Source organism: Paraglaciecola sp. 2405UD69-4, from assembly GCF_047525415.1.
In the GTDB taxonomy this organism is placed as follows: Bacteria; Pseudomonadota; Gammaproteobacteria; order Enterobacterales; family Alteromonadaceae; genus Paraglaciecola.
The window spans coordinates 185,557-205,280 of record NZ_JBLIXM010000002.1 but is presented as its reverse complement, the minus strand read 5'-3'; the positions used below and the strand labels follow the sequence as shown (position 1 = coordinate 205,280).

Genomic DNA, 19,724 nt, shown 5'->3' with positions numbered 1-19,724 from the left:
GGCAATAGATGTTATCGGTATTTGAGCAACTAACTGAAAGAGTTGAACATCACTTAGATGTAATATACCAAGACGTTGACTTGGCGGTGTCCCATAAAGAGCTTGCAGGGACACTTATCAACACAATGGGAATTGTTGAAGATAAGTTAACAGAAGAACCAAAACGCCATCATAACAATTGGGATCAGAAGGATGTCATGCTTATCACTTATGGTGATAGCATTGAAAAAGAAGGTGAGAAGCCACTTAAAACTCTTCATAGCTTTTTAAAGCAATATTGTGGAGACTCTATTAATAGTGTGCATATTTTGCCCTTTTTTCCCTATAGTTCTGATGATGGTTTTTCAGTTATAGATTACTCAAGCGTCAACGAGTCATTAGGAAACTGGGATGACATTGAAGATATTACAAAAGACTATCGCATGATGTCTGATGTGGTAATAAATCACTGTTCTTCTAGAAGCGCTTGGTTTCAAAACTTTATTAAAGGTGAAGGACCAGGTAGTGATTTTTTCTTCACGGCTTTACCTATTGATGATATTTCTGAAGTGACTCGTCCGCGTACTTCTGACCTATTGAGGCTCACTGAAACTCAAAACGGCGAAAAGTATGTGTGGTGTACCTTTAGTCACGATCAAGTAGATTTTGATTTCAGGAATCCAGCGGTACTCGATACCTTTGTTTCCATTATTCGCCAATATTTAGATACTGGTATTCGAATATTTCGACTTGATGCTGTGGCATTTTTATGGAAAAAACTCGGCACTACTTGTATCAACTTAGAGCAAACCCATGAAGCAATAAGACTATTACGTACCCTTATTGAACATGCAGTAAGCGATGCAGTTATCATCACAGAAACTAACATTCCCAATCGTCAAAATTTGACTTATTTTGGTAATGCCAATGAAGCGCATGGGATCTATAACTTTTCATTGCCTCCATTACTTGTTAACTCCTTAGTAACAGGATCATGTACCCATTTGAAAGCTTGGCTGTGCAGCATGCCTCCAGCGCAAAATGGTACCTTTTTCTTTAACTTTATCGCCTCCCATGACGGCATAGGGTTAAGACCTGCTGAAGGCTTATTAGACGATGAAGAACTAGGCACCCTAGTTAATACTATGCAAAATTTTGGTGGCCGTATCTCATGGAGAAAGTCAGAAACCGGAGAACAAAAAGCCTACGAAATTAACATTGCTTTGTATGACGCCTTGCAAGGCACCACTAAAGGTACCGACAAATGGGGCTTAGAACGTTTTGTTTGTGCCCACAGCGTAATGTTTGCCTTAGAAGGTATTCCAGGTTTATACATTCATAGTTTGCTTGGCACCACCAATGATTACGAGCGTGTGAAAAATACCAGTCATAATCGTTCTATCAATCGTCATAAGTGGCAATACGGGCAACTGCAGAATGAACTAGCATCGCCCTATAGTCAGCATGCAAAAGTGCACGCTCGAATTACCGAGCTGTTGAATATACGCAAAGAACAGCCTGCTTTTCACCCTAATGCCACACAATTTACGCTGCAATTAGGTGAACAATTGTTTGGATTTTGGCGACAAAGCTTAGGACGTAGCCAAAGTATTTTCTGTGTATTTAATGTATCAGACGAACCACAGATGATGAGATTGAGTGACTTAAACCTAATTGGTACAGACTCTTGGATAGACCTGATTAGCGGTGAAACCATTAGCCTCGAAGATTTAGAATACGAAGTTGCACCCTATCAATCTTTGTGGATATCCAACCGCTTAAAATAAAAGATAGTATTTCTAACCTGCTGTTTAGCAGGTTAGAAATCTAGTGTGATTGAACTAATTTAATACAACCGGTAGTTCCTCTCTAGCTCCCCACTCTGCCCATGAACCATCATACACAACTAAATTTTGGTAACCTACTTGGCTTGCTGCTAACGCTAAAATACAGGCAGTAACACCTGAACCACAGCTAAAAACCAACTGCTCATCAAGCGCTAAGTTTAAAGATTCAAAGATGGATGTTAACTCAGCTGTCGACTTTAGCTCTGCGCCATCTACTAAGTCTGTAAAGGGTAAATTTATAGCGCCTGGTGCATGACCAGATCGCAAGCCTTCTCTGGGCTCAGGAGCCGTGCCATAAAAACGCCCCTGACTTCTCGCGTCTAAAATTTGTAAGCTGTGGTGATCTTTTAAAATATTTTCAGCGCTAATAAAAAATCCAGAATTTTGACTCACGCTAACTTGCTTAACTGGCTTTCTTGTTGATAGGGATTTATGAAAGTCTCGTCCCTCTTTGAGCCATTTTGGTAACCCACCATCTAATACATAAACCTGCTCAAACCCCATAGACCTTAACATCCACCAAACTCGAGGCGAGCTATAAATCCCTTTGTTATCATACACAACCACTAAACAGTCACTACAAAGACCAAGCTTTCCAAGTTCTTGGGAAAACCTTGTTTCGCTAAGCATGGTATGAGGCCACTTAGATTCTGTATCACAAAAAACAGTTTCAAAATCGAAAAACACTGAATTAGGAATATAACCTAGTGGTGGCGTATCTTTTTCACCTGTTACTGGATTATCCATTTGCGTATACAAAACCACTATATTTTCATCCACTAAATGGTCTTGAAGCCACTCGGTGGACACTAAATTATTGTTCTTCATTTTGTTCCTAAAGACTGGGTTTACATTGTTTTATAGATTTTGGTTAGTGCACCAAAAGGTAGCATAAGGTGACACAAAGCTTGGCTAATACTGCTTTTACCCAGTAGTAATCATTAAAAAATTTGATAATAACTGTAAATTTAGGGCCTCACAATGGTTTGACCAAGTGGTCACAAACTTGCTTGTAAAACTCTATATCTAAAAATAACAATTATCGGTAATTTAGCGCTATGCAAAACAATGATGAAATATTGTACGACTTATATGACAAACCTAAAGTATTAGATTGTATCAATGCGGCTCTTCAACATGTTATGGCCTCTTTCATTGGGATTATTACTCCAATTCTAGTTATAGGCTCAGCGTTAGGATTAACAGCAGAAATTCCCTATTTAATCAGTATGGCATTAATGATGTCTGGTATTTCTACCTTCATTCAGACTAAAACCTTTGGACCAATTGGATGTGGGTTAATTGCCGTTCAAGGAACAAGTTTTACCTTTATCAGTTCACTTCTCATTGCTGGATTTGCAGTTAAAGGACAAGGCGGCAGTAACGATGAAATACTCGCTGTTATGTTCGGTATTTGTTTTTGGGGTGCATTTATTGAAATAGTCCTCAGTCGTTTCATAGATTATTTAAAAGCGGTAATAACACCTTTAACAACGGGCATAGTCATTACCACAATCGGCATTACCTTGATTAAGGTGGGTATGACAGACCTAGCTGGCGGATTTGGCGCGGAGGATTTAGGCTCGGTTGAAAACATTAGCCTTGGCTTTACCGTAATGTTTATTGTGGTCGTTTTAAACTTATCTAAACACCCTATTCTGCGGCTATCAGCAATATTTATTGGAATGTTTGTTGGGTGTGTAATTGCTTGGTGGCAAGGTGTTTTATCATTTGATGATATGCTTGATTTCCCTATTTTTAGTTTTCCAGAACCTTTCAAATACGGTATTTCCTTTCAATGGGATATATTTGTACCAGTAGCTCTGGTTTATTTACTTAGCGCAATTGAAACCTCGGGGGATTTAACAGCCAATAGTTTATTCTGCAAACAGCCCATCAGTGGCCCTGTTTATATCAAGCGCATAAAAGGTGGAATTTTGGCAGATGGTGTCAACTCTATGTTGGCAGCTATATTTAATAGCTTTCCGAATACCACATTTGGCCAAAACAACGCGGTTATTCAAATGACAGGTGTCGCTAGCCGCCATGTGGGTTTTTATATCGCGGGCATTTTGGTGATCTTAGGGTTATTTCCTATTATTGGCTCGGTCATACAACTTATGCCTAAACCTGTAGTGGGTGGAGCCACCCTTATTATGTTTGCCACCATAGCAACAGCGGGTATTAAAATACTTACCAGTGAACCTATTGACCGTCGTAAAGGTATTATAATCGCAACCTCCATAGGATTAGGTTTAGGGGTTATGATGGTGCCGGATGTACTTGTTCAATTACCCGTTTTGATTAAGAACATTGTTTCTTCATCGGTTACCACAGCGGGGTTTTGTGCGATAATTATGAGCGTATTAATACCTGATCCTCAAAAATCAGCTAAAGAACAACCTTAATTTAAGAGTAAAAAATGTCTAATAAAACCTTATGGTTAAAATCACCAGCAGCAGTATTTACTGGCAATGACCTCAATGCCGCTAATGGATTGGTAATTCAAGGAACTAAAATATTAGAATTAGTGCCAAGTGGACAAGCCCCAGTCAATCATATAGACAGTTATATCGATTGCAGTAACATGGTCCTAACACCTGGCCTCATTAATACCCATCATCACTTTTATCAAACCTTAACTCGCTGCGTGCCAGGGGCTATTAATAAACCATTATTTCCTTGGTTGAAGTTTTTATATAAAGTTTGGGCACATTTAGATGAAGACATGATCTACAGTGCTACCAGACTCGCAGCTCTGGAGTTAATGCTTTCTGGAACGAGCTGTGTTGCAGATCACCATTATGTTTTTCCAAAAGGGTTAGAGAATGCTATCGACATTCAAGTAGCAGCTCTAGAAACTTTAGGGTGCAGAGCCACCTTAACTAGAGGCTCAATGAGCCTAGGTGAAAGTTCTGGAGGACTCCCGCCAGATAGCGTAATACAAACTGAAGATACTATCCTAGAAGACAGTCAAAGATTAATTAGTCGTTATCACAACAGAGCAGATGATGCCTTTATACAAATCGCTTTAGCGCCTTGCTCACCCTTTTCTGTTTCTACAGAATTAATGAAAAACACAGCAAAATTAGCCAGTCATAATGATGTGTTATTGCATACTCATTTGGCAGAAACAGAAGATGAAAACAACTTCTGTTTGAGGGAGTATGGCATGCGCCCGCTCGACTATTTAGAGTCATGTGACTGGTTAAATAATCGTACATGGTTAGCTCACGGCATTCACTTTTCTGAACAAGAAATTCAAAGACTAGGTAAGGCTAAAGTGGGAATAGCCCATTGTCCCAGCTCAAACATGCTGCTTGCATCAGGGATATGCCCCACAATTGATCTTGAAAAAGCAGGATGTAACATTGGCCTAGCTGTAGATGGCTCAGCATCAAACGATTGCTCGAATATGATCCAAGAAGCAAGACAGTCTTTGCTACAGCAAAGACTGCGCTACGGTGCAGAAGTTATCACTGCAGAAAAAGTACTAGGATATGCCACTAAAGGCTCTGCTGCTGTTTTGAAGCGCCCGGCTTTAGGACAGTTAAAGCCTCAGCAACAAGCTGATATAGCCCTATTTTCATTAGATGAATTAAGATTTTCAGGTGTGGGTAGCCCACTTGATGCGCTTGTCACCTGTGGTGCTTATAAGGTGAATAAGTTAATGGTAGCGGGTAAATGGCAGATTGAAGATGAGCAACACATTAATGTTGAAATAGCACAGTTAATGTCTGAACATCAAGATCTAGCTCGTAAACTACAAAGCAAAGTTCTTGGCTAAAGATAGCTAGTTAGCCAAGGTAGCCTACCATGTAAGTGCATAACCAAAATCAACCGCCCCAAAAAGGGGCAAATCAAAGCTATTTGTAAATCTCAATTTCACTCCTAGGCATGTAAAGCTAGAAATAGTTCAAAAATATTAAATAAAATCAATCAATTATCGCGCAGACCAACAACCTGACCAAGTGGACAGGTTGTTGGCATTAATCGTGCAGTTTAATTTAAGACACATAAAAAAGCCCTTGATTGATAATATCGAGAGCGTAGAAGTAAATAATAAAATTTGGGAAAACCATAATGAGAAATAAAACGTTCAAATCAAATTCTATTGCTACTGCAGTAGCAATTGGGCTAGCAGCACTGCTACCTAGCCAAGTTCTAGCTCAAGAAACTGAAGAAGAGTCTGTAGAGCGTATTGAAGTAACTGGCTCTTTGGGCAGTCTTCCAGGTCAAGATGTTGAAGCCGTATTTGGCTTTGGTAAATCAATTCTAGAAACTCCTCGCTCTGCATCTACTATAAGCCAAGAACAATTAGAACGTTTTAGTGTAAGCGATATTGATGAATTAGTAGCGTTCGCACCTGGTACCTTTACTCAGTCATTCTTTGGTGTAGCAGGTTCTCTAGATGTACGTGGTACTCCAGGCGAAACATACTTCCGTGGCGTTAAACGCCTAGACAACCCAGGTAACTACCCTACTCCTATCGGTGCCTCAAGCCGTATTGATATAGTACGTGGTCCAGCATCTCCGATTTATGGTCCTGCAAAAATTGGTGGCTACCTTAACTTTAACCCTAAGTCAGCACGTGCTAGTGGCGGTCAATACCTAGATAGTAACGAAGGCGCATTTTCATATACTACTGGCTCTTGGGATAAGAGCATTATGACTGCTGAAGTTGGTGGTCCAGGTAAAATCGGAGATAAAGAAATGGGCTTCTACTTATATGGTGAAGTAGAAAACTCAGGCAGCTACTACGACAACACGTCGACAGACCAAACTGTATTACAAGCGTCTTTTAATATTGATGTGACAGACAACGTTTTAGTAGAGTTTGGTGCTATGTACCATGATTATGATGGTAACCAAGTTGCTGGTTGGAACCGTTTAACACAAGACCTAGTTGATAACGGTACTTATGTGACTGGGGATGCAAAGCCGTTAGATACAGACTTTGATGGTTTAATTTCTCATGATGAGTATGGTGCTGCTGTTGATCTTGGTGGTCTAACAATTTTTGATGAAAATGGCGATTATGTAAGTGGTGGATTCTATGTACCTGCATCATCATTTACTGATGCTGACGCTACTGACTCTATGGGGCTTGTTGATGTAGGCACTGCAACTTTGAAAGGTAACCAAGTACTAGTTGCTCCAGAAGACGTTTTACAAAACGTTGTAGAAACCCTGTATTTTGATGTTACCTATTTCTCAGACAGTGGTTGGGAAATCAAAAACCAATTGTTTTATGAAGCATATGACAACCTTAATGAGAATGCTTATGGCTTCTCACAATTCCATGACAGCTCGGTAATCGAAAACAAACTTGTATTCTCTAACGAGTGGGAAACAGACTCATTTTTAGCACAACTACAAGTATCTCCGTCAGTTCGTCATACTCAATTCTTACACGGCGATGACTTTACCTACGAATACTTCAACCGTAGAGATTTAACAGGGCCTTCTACTGCCCTTGATAAAAGACAATTAGCTACATCAATCAATGCTAACTACGATAACTATGACAAGGGTAATTATACCGATTACGGTATCGCAGCCATGACTGACCTAACTTGGGATTTCGGTCTTAATATCGTATTAGGGTTACGTTACGACTCTATCGACATTGAAACCACTAGCCGTGGTGACTTGTTATTAGGTGGCGGTGAAGTTGAATCAGCCAGTGGCACTGAAAGCGGCGTTTCTTGGAACACCAGTATTTCTTACAAAACACCATTTGGTCTTATTCCGTACATCACAGCTGCAGAACAAGCTACCTTAGTGGCAGGTCAAGGTGCTGAAATTGGCGTTGGTCAATTAGAAGATGGTGCTTTCGATACTTCTGACTTATTTGAGTATGGTGTGAAAGGTTCATTCTTAGACGACAGTTTATATTTTGCTTTATCTATCTATGAGCAAGAGCGTACAGACTTTAGTGCACAGGCTATTGTTACCAATGCTACGACGGAAAACAAAGGGACAGAGTTTGAGTTACGCTGGGTTGTAAACGAAAACTTAGTAATTGGTGCAGGCTATACCAATATTAAAGTGTATAACTTAACAGCATATAACAATGGTAATGTTGGAACCCAGTTTGCATTCTTTGGAGCCGAAGACTTAACGTCATTATCAGATCCATCTTTAATTTACGGCGGAAATGTTATTGGACTTGGTCTAGTGTTTGATAAAGAAGGAGCCCGTAAAGCAGGTATTCCTGAAAACATCTACACCTTAAATGCCACTTATGACTTCCAAAACGGCTTTGCTGCCAATGCAAGTATTGTAAAAGCGGATGAAACTTATTCAAGCTTCTCACAGTCTGTGACTTTACCTTCTTATACACTAGTGAACGCTGGTATATTCTATGAAGCTGAGTCTTGGACAGCTAGCTTGAACATCAAGAACTTAACTGATGAGAGATATTTTAGAGCGAATTTCCCAGATCTATTTGGTGCTCAAATCGTGTTACCTGAATTGCCTCGTCATTACCAAGCTAAGTTTACTTATAAATTCTAAATCTTAAGTTTACATTTGTATTAAGGGTAAATATGTTCTGCATATTTACCCTTTTTTATTTCTTCTAATAATAGAATAACAATTTGAGGATGCGTTATGTACGCTAAACTACTGATGTCTCTGTGCGTATTATTTGTTTTCGGGTGTAGCCAAGAGCAAGTGAAAACAGACACAAAGATAGAAATAAAAGTCGTTGTTGTAAGTATGTTCGAAATCGGTGAAGACCAAGGTGATAAACCTGGAGAATTTCAACTATGGAAACTAGGACAAGAACTTAATACCTGCCTTCCTTTTGATACCTCATTTCATGAAATTTGTATCAACCCAGAAACCGGAGTAATGGGCATAGTAACAGGCATGGGGACTGCAAGAGCAACTGCAGCCATCATGGCATTAGGTTTAGATTCAAGGTTTGACCTAACTCATGCCTATTGGCTGGTAGCAGGCATAGCTGGTGTTGACCCAGCTGACGCATCAATAGGCTCTGCTGTTTGGGCAACCTACCTAGTAGATGGCGACCTTGCTCACGAAATAGATGCAAGGGAAATTCCCAAAAACTGGCCAAGTGGCTATTTCCCATTATTTGCTAACGACCCTGTATCTAGTGGTGCCACTGCTCAATCGGGCCCGTTATCTACTAACGGCGAGGTATATAAATTAAATGAACCACTAGTGGATTGGGCATTTAATTTAACCAAAGATATTCCATTAAATGACTACTCTGGAATGCATGAAATAAGGAGCCAATATACAAACTACCCTAACGCTCAAAAGCCACCTTTTGTACTAAAAGGTGACCAAATGGCAGCCTCTACTTTTTGGCATGGAGAAAAGCTTAATCAATGGGCAAATGACTGGACCTACTATTGGACCCAAGGTAAAGGCAATTTTGTTACTTCAGGAATGGAAGATACCGGCAGTTATCAAGCTATGAGTTACCTGCATAATGCAAAAATAGCCGACAAAAACCGCTTTTTAGTACTGCGAACTGCTAGTAACTATTCCACCCCACCGACAGGCGTTTCAGCTTCTGAAAACTTAAAAAATGAAAGTGGGGATGCAGGTTTTGCTGGCATGCGCTCTTCACTTGAGTCCGCCTATTTAGTGGGCAGTAAAGTTGTAGACACAATAGTGGCAAATTGGGAGCAATATAAACATACCTTACCTAGCGAACAAGGGGTTGCTATTGAGAAAGTCGAAACAAGAAATATACCTCTGCCTGCTGAAATAGAGCCTCTAGCATCAACACAGTTAACAACCGAACAATTGGTTAAAGCATTGGGATTAGAAGGACATGTAGAAGGTGGCTACTTTAAACAAACCTTTAAAGCGTCCCATAGACCAAAAATTTTGGCCGATAATGGTCTTAGAACACTTATGACCAGCATATTTTATTTGCTAAGTGCTGAATCTCCTATCGGCCATTTTCATAAAAATCAGTCAGATATAATGCATTACTTTCATACTGGAGACCCGATTACCTATTACTTATTACACCCAGATGGGCGTTTAGAAACCCATGTAATGGGGCCAGATCCTACTAAAGGCCACAAAATGCAAATGCTGGTTAAAGGTGGCATTTGGAAAGCATCTAAAATCCCAACGGATGGTGATTTTGGATATGGTTTGATTGGTGAAGCCGTTGCACCGGGCTTTGAGTATTCTGATATGCAGCTAGGAAAAACAAGCGAACTTTTATCTGAATTTCCGCAGCACACTGCATTGATTAAGACCTTAAGTCGCTGAGTTTTGAACTTAAGCTAACAAAAGCAATCAAGTTTATACCAATAAAAATTAGGTACTGAATGAATGTTAAAAATTATTTTTGTTGTAACAACTCTACTAATACCGCTGCTTGGTACTGTAAATGCGCAGGAGCGAAAGCATCCCAGTAATTTTATGAATGCCCAGTTATCAGAGCAACTACTTAACCAAACAACAGCCCTGAGTAACGATGAACTGGTAAAGGCCCAAGCTAAGTTATTACGTAAACATTACTTAGCCTTAATAGAATCGGGCTTTACTAAATCAGAAGCACTGCAAATTGTGGTAGCTATGGCTTCAAGGGACAAATAGTTTCAAGTTGAATAAAACGTAAAAACGGCTCTAGTGAGCCGTTTTCTTTATCTGCTTAGCTTTACATTAATTTATCTCGGCTAACCATGTTTCAGTCAGGTTCTCTGCTAAAAAACTAGCCTTAAAACCATTTATCAATAACTGTTTTAGCTGCGACCTTTCGATGGGTAAATTATCAATAAGTGCATGATAGTTATCATTTAAATAGCCACCAAAATAACTAGGATCATCTGCGTTAACCGTTACCAGTAAACCTAAATCTAACAAGGTTAAAATATTATGCTGCTGCATATGCTCAAACACTTTAAGTTTAGTATTAGATAAAGGACAAACCGTTAATGGATGTTGCGACTCCACTAAAAACTCAATTAAAGCTGGGTCTTCAATACTACGAACACCATGATCAATCCGGTGAACATCAAGTGTTTTAACTGCTCCCCAAATATACGCCGGCGGCCCTTCTTCACCAGCGTGGGCAACGCGTTTTAACCCTAGTGCTTTTGCCATTTTGAAAACTTCAGTAAACTTTTCAGGAGGATTTCCCATTTCACTGCTATCTAAACCTACCGCTGTAATATCAGACAAATAGGGTGTGGCTGCCTTAAGTGTATCGATGGCACTTTCTTCACTTAAATGCCGTAAAAAGGACATAATCAGCAAACAGGATTGCCCCCATTCTTGCTTGGCTTGACTAATAGCGCGCTTAAATCCCGCCATAAACACTGAAAAATCGATGCCTCTTTCGGTATGGGTTTGCGGGTCGAACATAATTTCAGCATGGACCACATTATCTGCCCTACACTGGCATAAATAGCGCCACATTAACTGATAAAAATCATCTTCATCTATGAGCACGGATGCCCCTAAATAATATAAATCTAGAAAACTCTGTAAGTCTTGAAAATCGTATGCCTGTCTAACCTCTGCGATTGACTGATAAGGTAATTCAACACTGTGCTTTTTAGCTAACTCCATCATGAGTTCAGGCTCAAGACTGCCTTCAATATGTAAATGCAGTTCTACTTTGGGCTGTACCGATACCCATTTTTTTAATTCTTCTTTATTCATCACTCACCTAGCCACTAAACTTATTTCTACTTATTCTTAAAATGGGTTGCACCAAATTACCTAAATTCGCTAACTAATGGTGCATAGATTTGCACGCTAACGCAATTTTTGTACGACTTAGCAATACCCTGTCTCTATTTTCTCAAAAGTATACAGACCTACCTATAAGTCCTTGATATTATTTACAGCATAAAGCCAAGCATTACCAGACTAATTGGTCAGCTTTTTGCAGGACTTTCTACTAGCTAATAATAAATGATAATTAAATCAGCCATAACCAGAGTGAAATCCAATGTCTAAACTTCTCGAGCATTATTTCCAATTAAAAGAAAAAGGCACCAACCTTAAAACAGAGTTTATAGCAGGACTGACCACATTTGCTGCTATGTCTTACGTTTTAGTGGTAAACCCCAGCATATTAGGTGCCAGTGGTATGCCTATCGAAGGCTTAATTACAGTTACAGCTATTGCTGCATGTATTGGTTGTTTGTTAATGGCGTTTATGACTAATTACCCAATAGCAATGGCACCTGGTATGGGCCTAAATGCTTTTTTTGCCTTTACTATTTGTTTAACAAGAGAAGTACCTTGGGATGCTGCTTTAGGAATTGTATTTTGGAACGGTATTTTGTTTCTATTACTATCAGTAACAGGGGTAAGGACTAAAATTGCAGAAGCCATACCAGCGGCACTAAAAATAGGGGTTCAGTGTGGTATTGGACTTTTTATTGCGTTCATTGGATTAAAAAATGCTGGTCTTGTCATCGACAACCCTGCCACGTTCGTATCTATAGGTGACTTATCGGAGCCTGCAACTTTATTAGCCTTAGCGGGTATTATACTGACAATAGTATTGATGATCCGCAACGTAACCGGTGCCATTTTAATTTCGGTTGTTACCCTTAGTGTTGCCGGTGCATTTATTCCCGTCGGAGATGGCTATTTAACCCAGCATACAGATCAATTTATTGGTCTTCCTGATGAAATATCGAATACATTTTTTGCAATGGATATCATGTACCCCATTGAACACCTAGCAGAAACATGGGATCTGATATTTGCACTTTTGTTCGTCAACATGTTCGACACAATCGGCACCTTAATTGGTGTGTCACGTCGCGCCAACCTACTAAACAAGCAGGGAGAGCTACCTAAGCTTGGTAAAGCAATGACAGCTGATGCTGTTGCTAGTGTAATGGGAGCTGCTGTTGGTACTTCTCCTGTAACCTCTTATGTAGAGTCTGCAGCGGGGGTTTCATCGGGCGGTAGAACAGGGTTAACTGCAATATTTGTTGCATTGTGCTTCTTACTTGCTTTGTTTTTAACGCCAGTAATGAAAGTGATTCCTTTGATGGCGACCACACCTGCCTTGATTATGGTGGGCATTTTAATGATGGATTCTTTTAGACAGCTCGATTTTGATGATTTAACCGCATTAGCTACTGCAACTGTCGCTTTATTAGCTATGCCACTAACCTTTAGTATCAGTGAAGGTATAGCATTAGGGTTTATTACTTATGTGGGTATCATGATAGGAACTGGCCGTTATAAACAAGTCACCCTTATTACCTACGCCATGGCAGCTGTGTTTGTTTTAAGATATGTACTAGATTTGAAGTAAAAAGACTTAATCTAAACTGCTTGAAATCATTGGTCTAAATAAAAAAACCGACGTATTCGTTTAGAATACAGTCGGTTTTTTAATGCTTATTGACATTTTACGCTAGGCTGGAAAATTATCTTTCCAATGATTTGCTATTTGCTCCCGAGTACAGCACCACACCCTATCATGGCTTTGCACATACTCAATAAACCTTTGCAACGCAGCCATTCTCGCTGGACGTCCTATTATTCGGCAATGTAAGCCAATAGATAACATTTTAGGAGCGGTTTCCCCTTCTGCATAAAGTACGTCGAAGGCATCTTTTAAATACTGATAAAATTGCTCGCCACTATTAAAGCCCTGAGGGGTAGCAAATCTCATATCATTGGTATCTAAGGTATACGGGACCATCAAAAGTGGTTTTGCGTATTGCTCATCGTAATAAGGTAAATCATCTGCATAAGAGTCTGCGCAATATAAAATGTCGTCTCTATCTGCAATTAGCTTAAGGGTATTAGGGCTAGTGCGCCCTGTATACCACCCAACAGGTTTACTACCAGTAATAGCTTGATGCAATTGTATAGCAGCATCTATCATTTTCTTTTCTTGCTCTTCAGGCATATCCTGAAAATGTATCCAACGCATCGCATGGCTAGCAATTTCCCAGTTGGCTTCTTGCATAGCTGCTACGGCTTCAGGGTTACGTTGTAGTGCCATAGTCACGCCAAAAACAGTAATAGGTAATTTGTATTTCACAAACAAGTTATACAAACGCCAAAAGCCGGCTCTGCTGCCATATTCATACATAGATTCCATACTTAAATGGCGATCATTGTAAGCTTGGGCACCTACGATTTCCGATAAGAAGGTTTCTGAGTGTTCATCACCATGAAGAATATTATTTTCACCACCCTCTTCATAATTAAGAACAAATTGTACAGCCAACTTGGCTTTGTTAGGCCACTGTGGATGGGGGGGATTTTGCCCATAGCCTATTAAATCCCTTGGATATGCGTGTTTCATAAATTACCTAAATTCAGCCGGGACCTTTAGATCACAGCCAGTTAAAATCAAGTGAATAAGATTTTTGGTTGCATTTTCAAAATCTAATTGACCCATAGATTTGCCTTGAAGTTCCGTGATCTGCGTAGAAAAATCAGCATAATGCTGAGAAGTACCCCAAATGTTATACAATAAATAATAAGGGTTAGTAGCTTTTAGTTTGCCAGCATTAATCCACTCATTAATCACAGCTACCCTACCCGCCATCCATTTCGAATGTTGATCTTTGAAAAAATCGTTCAAGTTTGGTGCACCATTGATGATTTCCAGTGCGAAAATTTTAGATGAATTAGCATGAGAACGAGAAATCTCCATTTTATCAGCAATATACTGAGCTAATACTTGAGCGGGGTCATCTTCTACTGTGGCTTCATCAAAGCGACTATTCCAAAGGTGCATAATGTTTTCTAGAATTGCTAGATAAAGGCTTTCTTTGGTTTTGAAGTAATACAAAACATTGGTTTTTGGTAAGCCCGCTCTGTCTGCAATTTGCTGAACTCTTGCCCCTTTATATCCATGAGAAGCAAACTCTTTTTCAGCAGCACTTAGAATTTTACTTCTATTTAATTCACCAATAGTGACGTCTTTATCATTTCTATTTGTAGTCATTAACGGTTTTTATTTCCTTTAGTTATTGAATTAACCTAAGTGTTTTTTATGTCGAATACTTAATACTTTAACACTTTTTTGTGAATAATCTTTAGCTTATAAAGCTAACATAATATAAGACAAGCAAACGGCATTTAAATTGCTTTTAAATACTAAAGATTTAGGGTTTGCTATGTCCTATTGTATCCTTGCGAATTAAACCTGACCATTTAGTCAGGTTTTTATTGTAATTCGTCAGTCTTTAAGGATAATGTCTAATTTACTAATTTATTCGCTGGAGTTAAAAAGATGGTCACCTTTTTGTTAAATAGTCAGATGAACCATATTCAGGAAGAAAAGGCGGACTTAACCTTATTAGAATATCTTCGTGAGAATAAAAAATTAACAGGTACCAAAGAAGGTTGTGCTTCTGGAGATTGTGGTGCCTGTACAGTTGTTATCGCAGAAGTGTCTAAAACTAATGAGCAGACTCTTAAATATAAAGCGATTAACAGCTGTGTGACACTTTTATCTGCACTACATGGTAAACAATTAATTACCGTTGAGCACTTAAGTGATAATAATAAATTACACCCGGTACAACAAAGCATGGTTGACGAACATGGTTCGCAGTGTGGATTTTGTACCCCAGGGTTTATTATGTCTATGTTTGCCCTTTATCATCAACCAGTTGAAGCAGATCGCGAGACAGTTATCAACGCCCTTTCGGGAAATCTATGCAGATGTACTGGATATCGACCAATCATCGATGCCGCGTTAAATGTATGTGCAAATAAAGCAGACGATAAATTTAGCCAAGCAGCATCACAAACCATCACTGCACTGCAATCTATTGATAAAAATGCCATCGATACAGATAACCTTATAATCCCTACCTCCAGGGAAGCGTTAGCAGCAGCGATACAAGACTATCCAGATGCAAAAATGTTTGCAGGCAGTACTGATTTAGCACTACAAATTACTCAACAGTTACACTCTTTTGACAAGTTAATCTCTCTGAGTCTAGTACCAGAACTTATCGCCATAGACAGTCAAGAACAGGGGGTAATGATAGGCGCAGCCCTCCCCTTTAACGAGATTGAACCGGTATTATTAAAACATTTTCCTGATTTATCTGAATTACTTTGGCGCTTTGCCGCCACTCCAATACGTAACCAAGCCACACTGGGAGGAAATGTAGCAAATGCCTCTCCTATTGGTGATATGCCACCGGTGTTATTAGCCTTAAATGCAATCATCCATATCGATAATGGAACAGATAAACGCACCATACCCGCTAATGAGTTTTTCTTAGATTACCGCAAAACTGCGTTACAAAAGGGAGAATGGGTTGCGGCTATATTTATTCCATATTTAGCCCCTAATCAAAGCATTAGAGCTTATAAAATTTCAAAACGTTACGAAGATGATATCTCTGCAGTATGTGCGGTATTTAATATTGCTTTAGACAATAACAAGGTGGTTAGTCTATCTGCTGGCTTTGGTGGTGTTGCAGCTATTCCAGCAATTGTTGAAGAACTCAATCAGGCAGTTATTGGTAAAGATTGGTCAAACTCAAATACCTTTGAAATCGGTAAACAAATTTTATCTAAAGCCTTTACGCCACTAGATGATGTTAGAGCCACCAAAGAATACAGAATAACCATGCTAGAAAATCTATGGAAGCGTTTCTGGCTTGAGAGTAATCACCAAGCCAATACAATCGCAACTCGTGTGGTACATGTACCTCACAGCACTGGAGTAACTAGCCATGCGTAAACTTATCACACAACCTGGTTTCGATAGTCAAACCCAAGGCTCAGCTGGAAAATCCCATAAACATGAAAGTGGTAAGAGGCAAGTCAGTGGTCTTGCCCGCTACGTAGACGATATTCCAGAGGCTGCCAATATTCATCATGGCGCGGTTGGTGTTAGCCCTGTAGCATCAGGGATTATTACCTCTATTGACCTAGAAGCAGTAAAAGCTAGCCCAGGTGTGATTGACGTAATTACAGTTGATGACATACCAGGTCATAAAGATATAGGGCCAGTTTTTGCTGGAGACCCTCTACTGGCAGATTCAAAGATCCATTATCACAGCCAACCCATTTTTGCGGTACTAGCCACATCTATTACACTTGCGCAAAAAGCAGCGCTAAAAGCAAAAATAGAGATCGCCCCAGACGAAGCCTGTCTATCTGTTGACAAAGCAAAGCGACAGAATAACTTTGTACGCCCTCCTCACTTTATGCGCCACGGTGACTTTCAAGCAAGTTACGATAAAAGCCCGTTAAAAATTAGTGGCGAGCTAGTGATTGGCGGTCAAGAGCATATGTATCTTGAAGGCCAAATATCTATGGCCATTCCTGAAGAGGAAGACAGAGTTACCGTATATACTTCCAGTCAACATCCAAGTGAAGTACAAAAGCTGATAGCTGAAGTCCTTGATATTAAATTACATAAAGTTGTGGTTGATATGCGCCGCATGGGTGGTGGATTTGGTGGTAAAGAAACCCAAGCTGCCCAGTGGGCTTGTTTAGCATCTTTGCTTGCCACAAGAAACAAAGTAGCCGTGAAGATACGCCTTCCAAGAATGTTAGATATGGCAGCAACAGGAAAGCGGCATCCATTCGAGAACCGCTTTAATATTGGCGCGGACGAACAAGGATTATTGCAGGCCACCCACGTAGAAATTAATGGTAATTGTGGTCACTCTCCTGATTTATCTGATGCCATAGTTGACCGCGCTATGTTTCATGCTGACAACGGCTATTATCTTGCTGATTGTTACATAGAAGGCCATAGATGCCGTACTAACCAAGTTTCGCATACAGCTTATCGCGGCTTCGGTGGTCCCCAAGGTATGATTATGGCTGAAGCCATCATGGACGCCATTGCTCGTAAAGTCGGCAAAGATCCATTAACCGTACGTAAGCTCAACCTGTATCAAAAAGATACTCGCAATACTACCCAATATGGCATGCCAGTAGAGCACAACCTCCTTGAAGATTTAATTCAACGCCTAGAAAAATCTAGTAATTATTGGCAGCGTAGAGACGAAATTCGCCAGTTCAATGAAACCAGTCCTATTATCAAAAAAGGATTGGCGTTAACCCCAATAAAATTTGGTATTTCTTTTACAGCCAAACACTTAAACCAAGCGGGTGCCCTATTACATATTTATACCGATGGCAGTATTCAAGTTAGCCATGGTGGTACAGAAATGGGGCAAGGCTTGCACACTAAAATTGGACAAATTGTTGCCAACGAGTTTGGTTTACCTCTATCCCATATTGAAGTGACCTCAACCCGTACCGATAAAGTCCCTAATACCTCGCCAACGGCAGCATCAAGTGGCACAGACTTGAACGGAAAAGCTGCGCAAAATGCCTGCCTTACAATTAAAGAAAGGTTAGCAAACTTTTTTGCAGAGCAAGTAAAAGGTGATCCGCAGCAAGTAGCGTTTAGTCAACAAGAAGTTACTCTAGGAACCCATACTATAAACTTTGCTGAACTAGTGCAGCAAGCCTACATGAACCGTATATCTCTTTCTGCATCTGGCTTCTATAAGACGCCTAAAATTCATTACGATAGAGAGACCGGAAAAGGCAGACCTTTCTTCTACTTTGCCTATGGAGCAAGCTGCTCTGAGGTCACAATTGATACCTTAACCGGTGAATACAAGGTCAATCAGGTTGATATACTTCACGATGTAGGCAAAAGCATTAACCCAGCTATCGACATAGGTCAAATTGAAGGTGGCTTTATTCAGGGCATGGGCTGGTTAACCAGTGAAGAATTACTATGGGATGATAAAGGTAAACTTATTAGTAACAACCCAGCCACCTATAAAATACCGGCTATTGGTGACACCCCCGAGATATTCAATGTTGATCTCTACCCTAGGGCGAATGACGAAGACAGTATTTATCATTCTAAAGCGGTGGGTGAGCCACCCTTTATGCTGGCAAACTCGGTGTGGTGCGCATTAAAAGATGCCATTTCAAGTATCACTAATTATAAAGTGGACCCTGTGCTGCATCCCCCTGCCACACCAGAAAAAGTATTTAACGCCATTGAGCTAGCACAAGCATGGTTGGATAATAGCAATGAAATCTAGCACATGGTTTGATGCTGTTTATCAGTGTCAACAGCAGGGTAAAAGCTATGTATTAGTGACACTCTTGGCCACCGCAGGCTCAACACCAAGAGATGGTGGAACCAAAATGCTGGTGTGTGATGACTGTACCTTCGATACTATAGGTGGCGGCCATTTAGAGTTTGAGATTACTAAGCAAGCTAGAACATTGTTATTGGAAAATGCCACCACTCAAAAAGTAGAACATTACCCGTTATCGAGTAAATTAGGTCAATGTTGTGGCGGAGCAACTAATGTGTTGTTTGAAGTATTTACCCAACATACTCAGCACATTGCCATATATGGCGCAGGTCATGTATCAAAGGCTCTTGTTCCTATTCTGGCCCAGTTGCCCTTACAAATACATTGGATTGATAACCGCCAAGCACTCCTTGATGAAATTGATTACCAATCACTTCCAACCAACGTCAAGCTCATACACTCAGAACATCCTGAAGATACACTGAGTAACCTACCCGACGGGTCTTGGGTGATGATTATGACCCACAATCATCAGTTAGACTTTGACTTAGTAGAAGCTGCACTAAGTAATCAAGCCTTGCCTTTTATTGGCATGATCGGCTCAAAAACCAAAGCTAGAAGGTTTGTTACTCGACTTGAGCACAAAAGCTGGCCAGCGGCAGATATCGAACGCTTAGTGAGTCCGGTAGGCATGTTGGATATTCCGGGTAAGCAGCCAATAGAGGTGGCCGTTTCTATGGCTGCCCAAATTATTCAAAAACTAAACACACAATCACCCAGCCAAGACACCCAAAAACAGGCTTGGCGTGACAACAAACTACTATTTAAATCTTTAGTAGCTGAACCACAAAAGTGAGTGCCT

Annotated in this window: 14 protein-coding genes; 10 read left to right on the top strand and 4 right to left on the bottom strand. The window is 40.1% G+C overall.

What is annotated here, in order from left to right; translation table 11 throughout:
* The first annotated feature begins 8 nt into the window (after nucleotides 1-8).
* Nucleotides 9-1,766 carry a sugar phosphorylase gene (locus ACMUMK_RS07450; protein WP_414700504.1) on the top strand — a complete coding sequence of 586 codons (1,758 nt, stop codon included), beginning with the start codon at nucleotides 9-11 and terminating at the stop codon, nucleotides 1,764-1,766.
* 54 nt (nucleotides 1,767-1,820) lie between these two features.
* On the opposite strand, the gene ACMUMK_RS07445 is transcribed toward ACMUMK_RS07450, so the two are convergent.
* Nucleotides 1,821-2,654, bottom strand: a complete 834-nt coding sequence (locus tag ACMUMK_RS07445; protein WP_414700503.1) for a sulfurtransferase — start codon at nucleotides 2,652-2,654, stop codon at nucleotides 1,821-1,823.
* Between the two features lie 230 nt (nucleotides 2,655-2,884).
* On the opposite strand from ACMUMK_RS07445, the gene ACMUMK_RS07440 reads away from it, so the two are divergent.
* The 5 genes from ACMUMK_RS07440 to ACMUMK_RS07420 all read left to right on the top strand — a co-directional run bounded on the left by ACMUMK_RS07440 (nucleotide 2,885) and on the right by ACMUMK_RS07420 (nucleotide 10,421).
* Nucleotides 2,885-4,234 carry a nucleobase:cation symporter-2 family protein gene (locus tag ACMUMK_RS07440; RefSeq protein ID WP_414700502.1) on the top strand — a complete coding sequence of 450 codons (1,350 nt, stop codon included), beginning with the start codon at nucleotides 2,885-2,887 and terminating at the stop codon, nucleotides 4,232-4,234.
* A 14-nt stretch (nucleotides 4,235-4,248) separates the two neighbouring features.
* Nucleotides 4,249-5,613 carry an 8-oxoguanine deaminase gene (locus ACMUMK_RS07435; RefSeq protein ID WP_414700501.1) on the top strand — a complete coding sequence of 455 codons (1,365 nt, stop codon included), beginning with the start codon at nucleotides 4,249-4,251 and terminating at the stop codon, nucleotides 5,611-5,613.
* A 296-nt stretch (nucleotides 5,614-5,909) separates the two neighbouring features.
* Nucleotides 5,910-8,345: a TonB-dependent siderophore receptor gene (locus ACMUMK_RS07430; protein WP_414700500.1), complete on the top strand. Its 2,436-nt coding sequence runs from the start codon at nucleotides 5,910-5,912 to the stop codon at nucleotides 8,343-8,345.
* Nucleotides 8,346-8,441: 96 nt separating this feature from the next.
* The gene (locus tag ACMUMK_RS07425; protein ID WP_414700499.1) at nucleotides 8,442-10,091 is read left to right on the top strand and encodes a cupin domain-containing protein; all 1,650 of its coding nucleotides are present in this window, start codon (nucleotides 8,442-8,444) and stop codon (nucleotides 10,089-10,091) included.
* A 63-nt stretch (nucleotides 10,092-10,154) separates the two neighbouring features.
* Nucleotides 10,155-10,421 carry a hypothetical protein gene (locus tag ACMUMK_RS07420; RefSeq protein ID WP_414700498.1) on the top strand — a complete coding sequence of 89 codons (267 nt, stop codon included), beginning with the start codon at nucleotides 10,155-10,157 and terminating at the stop codon, nucleotides 10,419-10,421.
* Between the two features lie 66 nt (nucleotides 10,422-10,487).
* Here ACMUMK_RS07420 and ACMUMK_RS07415 read toward each other — a convergent pair whose 3' ends face one another.
* A complete protein-coding gene (locus ACMUMK_RS07415; RefSeq protein WP_414700497.1) occupies nucleotides 10,488-11,489 on the bottom strand; it encodes an adenosine deaminase in 1,002 nt (333 codons plus the stop codon).
* A 292-nt stretch (nucleotides 11,490-11,781) separates the two neighbouring features.
* On the opposite strand from ACMUMK_RS07415, the gene ACMUMK_RS07410 reads away from it, so the two are divergent.
* Entirely contained in the window at nucleotides 11,782-13,110 is a 1,329-nt protein-coding gene (locus ACMUMK_RS07410) for an NCS2 family permease (protein WP_414700496.1), read from the top strand.
* Between the two features lie 102 nt (nucleotides 13,111-13,212).
* Here the strand turns inward: ACMUMK_RS07410 and puuE are convergent, their stop codons facing one another.
* Complete coding sequence (gene puuE, locus ACMUMK_RS07405; RefSeq protein WP_414700495.1) at nucleotides 13,213-14,115, bottom strand: allantoinase PuuE; 903 nt, start codon at nucleotides 14,113-14,115, stop codon at nucleotides 13,213-13,215.
* Between the two features lie 3 nt (nucleotides 14,116-14,118).
* Nucleotides 14,119-14,763 (bottom strand): TetR/AcrR family transcriptional regulator, encoded by a 645-nt coding sequence (locus ACMUMK_RS07400; protein WP_414700494.1) that lies wholly within the window; start codon nucleotides 14,761-14,763, stop codon nucleotides 14,119-14,121.
* 288 nt (nucleotides 14,764-15,051) lie between these two features.
* On the opposite strand from ACMUMK_RS07400, the gene xdhA reads away from it, so the two are divergent.
* Genes xdhA through xdhC form a run of 3 tightly spaced genes read left to right on the top strand, consistent with a single transcriptional unit; the run spans nucleotide 15,052 to nucleotide 19,718 of the window.
* Nucleotides 15,052-16,521, top strand: a complete 1,470-nt coding sequence (xdhA, locus tag ACMUMK_RS07395) for a xanthine dehydrogenase small subunit (protein ID WP_414700493.1) — start codon at nucleotides 15,052-15,054, stop codon at nucleotides 16,519-16,521.
* A complete protein-coding gene (xdhB, locus tag ACMUMK_RS07390) occupies nucleotides 16,514-18,862 on the top strand; it encodes a xanthine dehydrogenase molybdopterin binding subunit (protein ID WP_414700492.1) in 2,349 nt (782 codons plus the stop codon). The genes xdhA and xdhB overlap by 8 nt, the downstream gene beginning before the upstream one ends.
* Nucleotides 18,852-19,718: a xanthine dehydrogenase accessory protein XdhC gene (xdhC, locus tag ACMUMK_RS07385; RefSeq protein WP_414700491.1), complete on the top strand. Its 867-nt coding sequence runs from the start codon at nucleotides 18,852-18,854 to the stop codon at nucleotides 19,716-19,718. The genes xdhB and xdhC overlap by 11 nt, the downstream gene beginning before the upstream one ends.
* Nucleotides 19,719-19,724: the final 6 nt, after the last annotated feature.

Excerpts from the sequence above, each read along its gene's own strand:
- xdhA (WP_414700493.1), top strand. The coding sequence starts at position 15,052 with ATGGTCACCTTTTTGTTAAATAGTCAGATGAACCATATTCAGGAAGAA.
- puuE (WP_414700495.1), bottom strand. The coding sequence starts at position 14,115 with ATGAAACACGCATATCCAAGGGATTTAATAGGCTATGGGCAAAATCCC.
- ACMUMK_RS07435 (WP_414700501.1), top strand. The coding sequence starts at position 4,249 with ATGTCTAATAAAACCTTATGGTTAAAATCACCAGCAGCAGTATTTACT.
- ACMUMK_RS07425 (WP_414700499.1), top strand. The coding sequence starts at position 8,442 with ATGTACGCTAAACTACTGATGTCTCTGTGCGTATTATTTGTTTTCGGG.
- ACMUMK_RS07400 (WP_414700494.1), bottom strand. The coding sequence starts at position 14,763 with ATGACTACAAATAGAAATGATAAAGACGTCACTATTGGTGAATTAAAT.
- ACMUMK_RS07410 (WP_414700496.1), top strand. The coding sequence starts at position 11,782 with ATGTCTAAACTTCTCGAGCATTATTTCCAATTAAAAGAAAAAGGCACC.
- ACMUMK_RS07440 (WP_414700502.1), top strand. The coding sequence starts at position 2,885 with ATGCAAAACAATGATGAAATATTGTACGACTTATATGACAAACCTAAA.
- xdhB (WP_414700492.1), top strand. The coding sequence starts at position 16,514 with ATGCGTAAACTTATCACACAACCTGGTTTCGATAGTCAAACCCAAGGC.
- ACMUMK_RS07420 (WP_414700498.1), top strand. The coding sequence starts at position 10,155 with ATGTTAAAAATTATTTTTGTTGTAACAACTCTACTAATACCGCTGCTT.
- xdhC (WP_414700491.1), top strand. The coding sequence starts at position 18,852 with ATGAAATCTAGCACATGGTTTGATGCTGTTTATCAGTGTCAACAGCAG.
- ACMUMK_RS07430 (WP_414700500.1), top strand. The coding sequence starts at position 5,910 with ATGAGAAATAAAACGTTCAAATCAAATTCTATTGCTACTGCAGTAGCA.
- ACMUMK_RS07450 (WP_414700504.1), top strand. The coding sequence starts at position 9 with ATGTTATCGGTATTTGAGCAACTAACTGAAAGAGTTGAACATCACTTA.
- ACMUMK_RS07445 (WP_414700503.1), bottom strand. The coding sequence starts at position 2,654 with ATGAAGAACAATAATTTAGTGTCCACCGAGTGGCTTCAAGACCATTTA.
- ACMUMK_RS07415 (WP_414700497.1), bottom strand. The coding sequence starts at position 11,489 with ATGAATAAAGAAGAATTAAAAAAATGGGTATCGGTACAGCCCAAAGTA.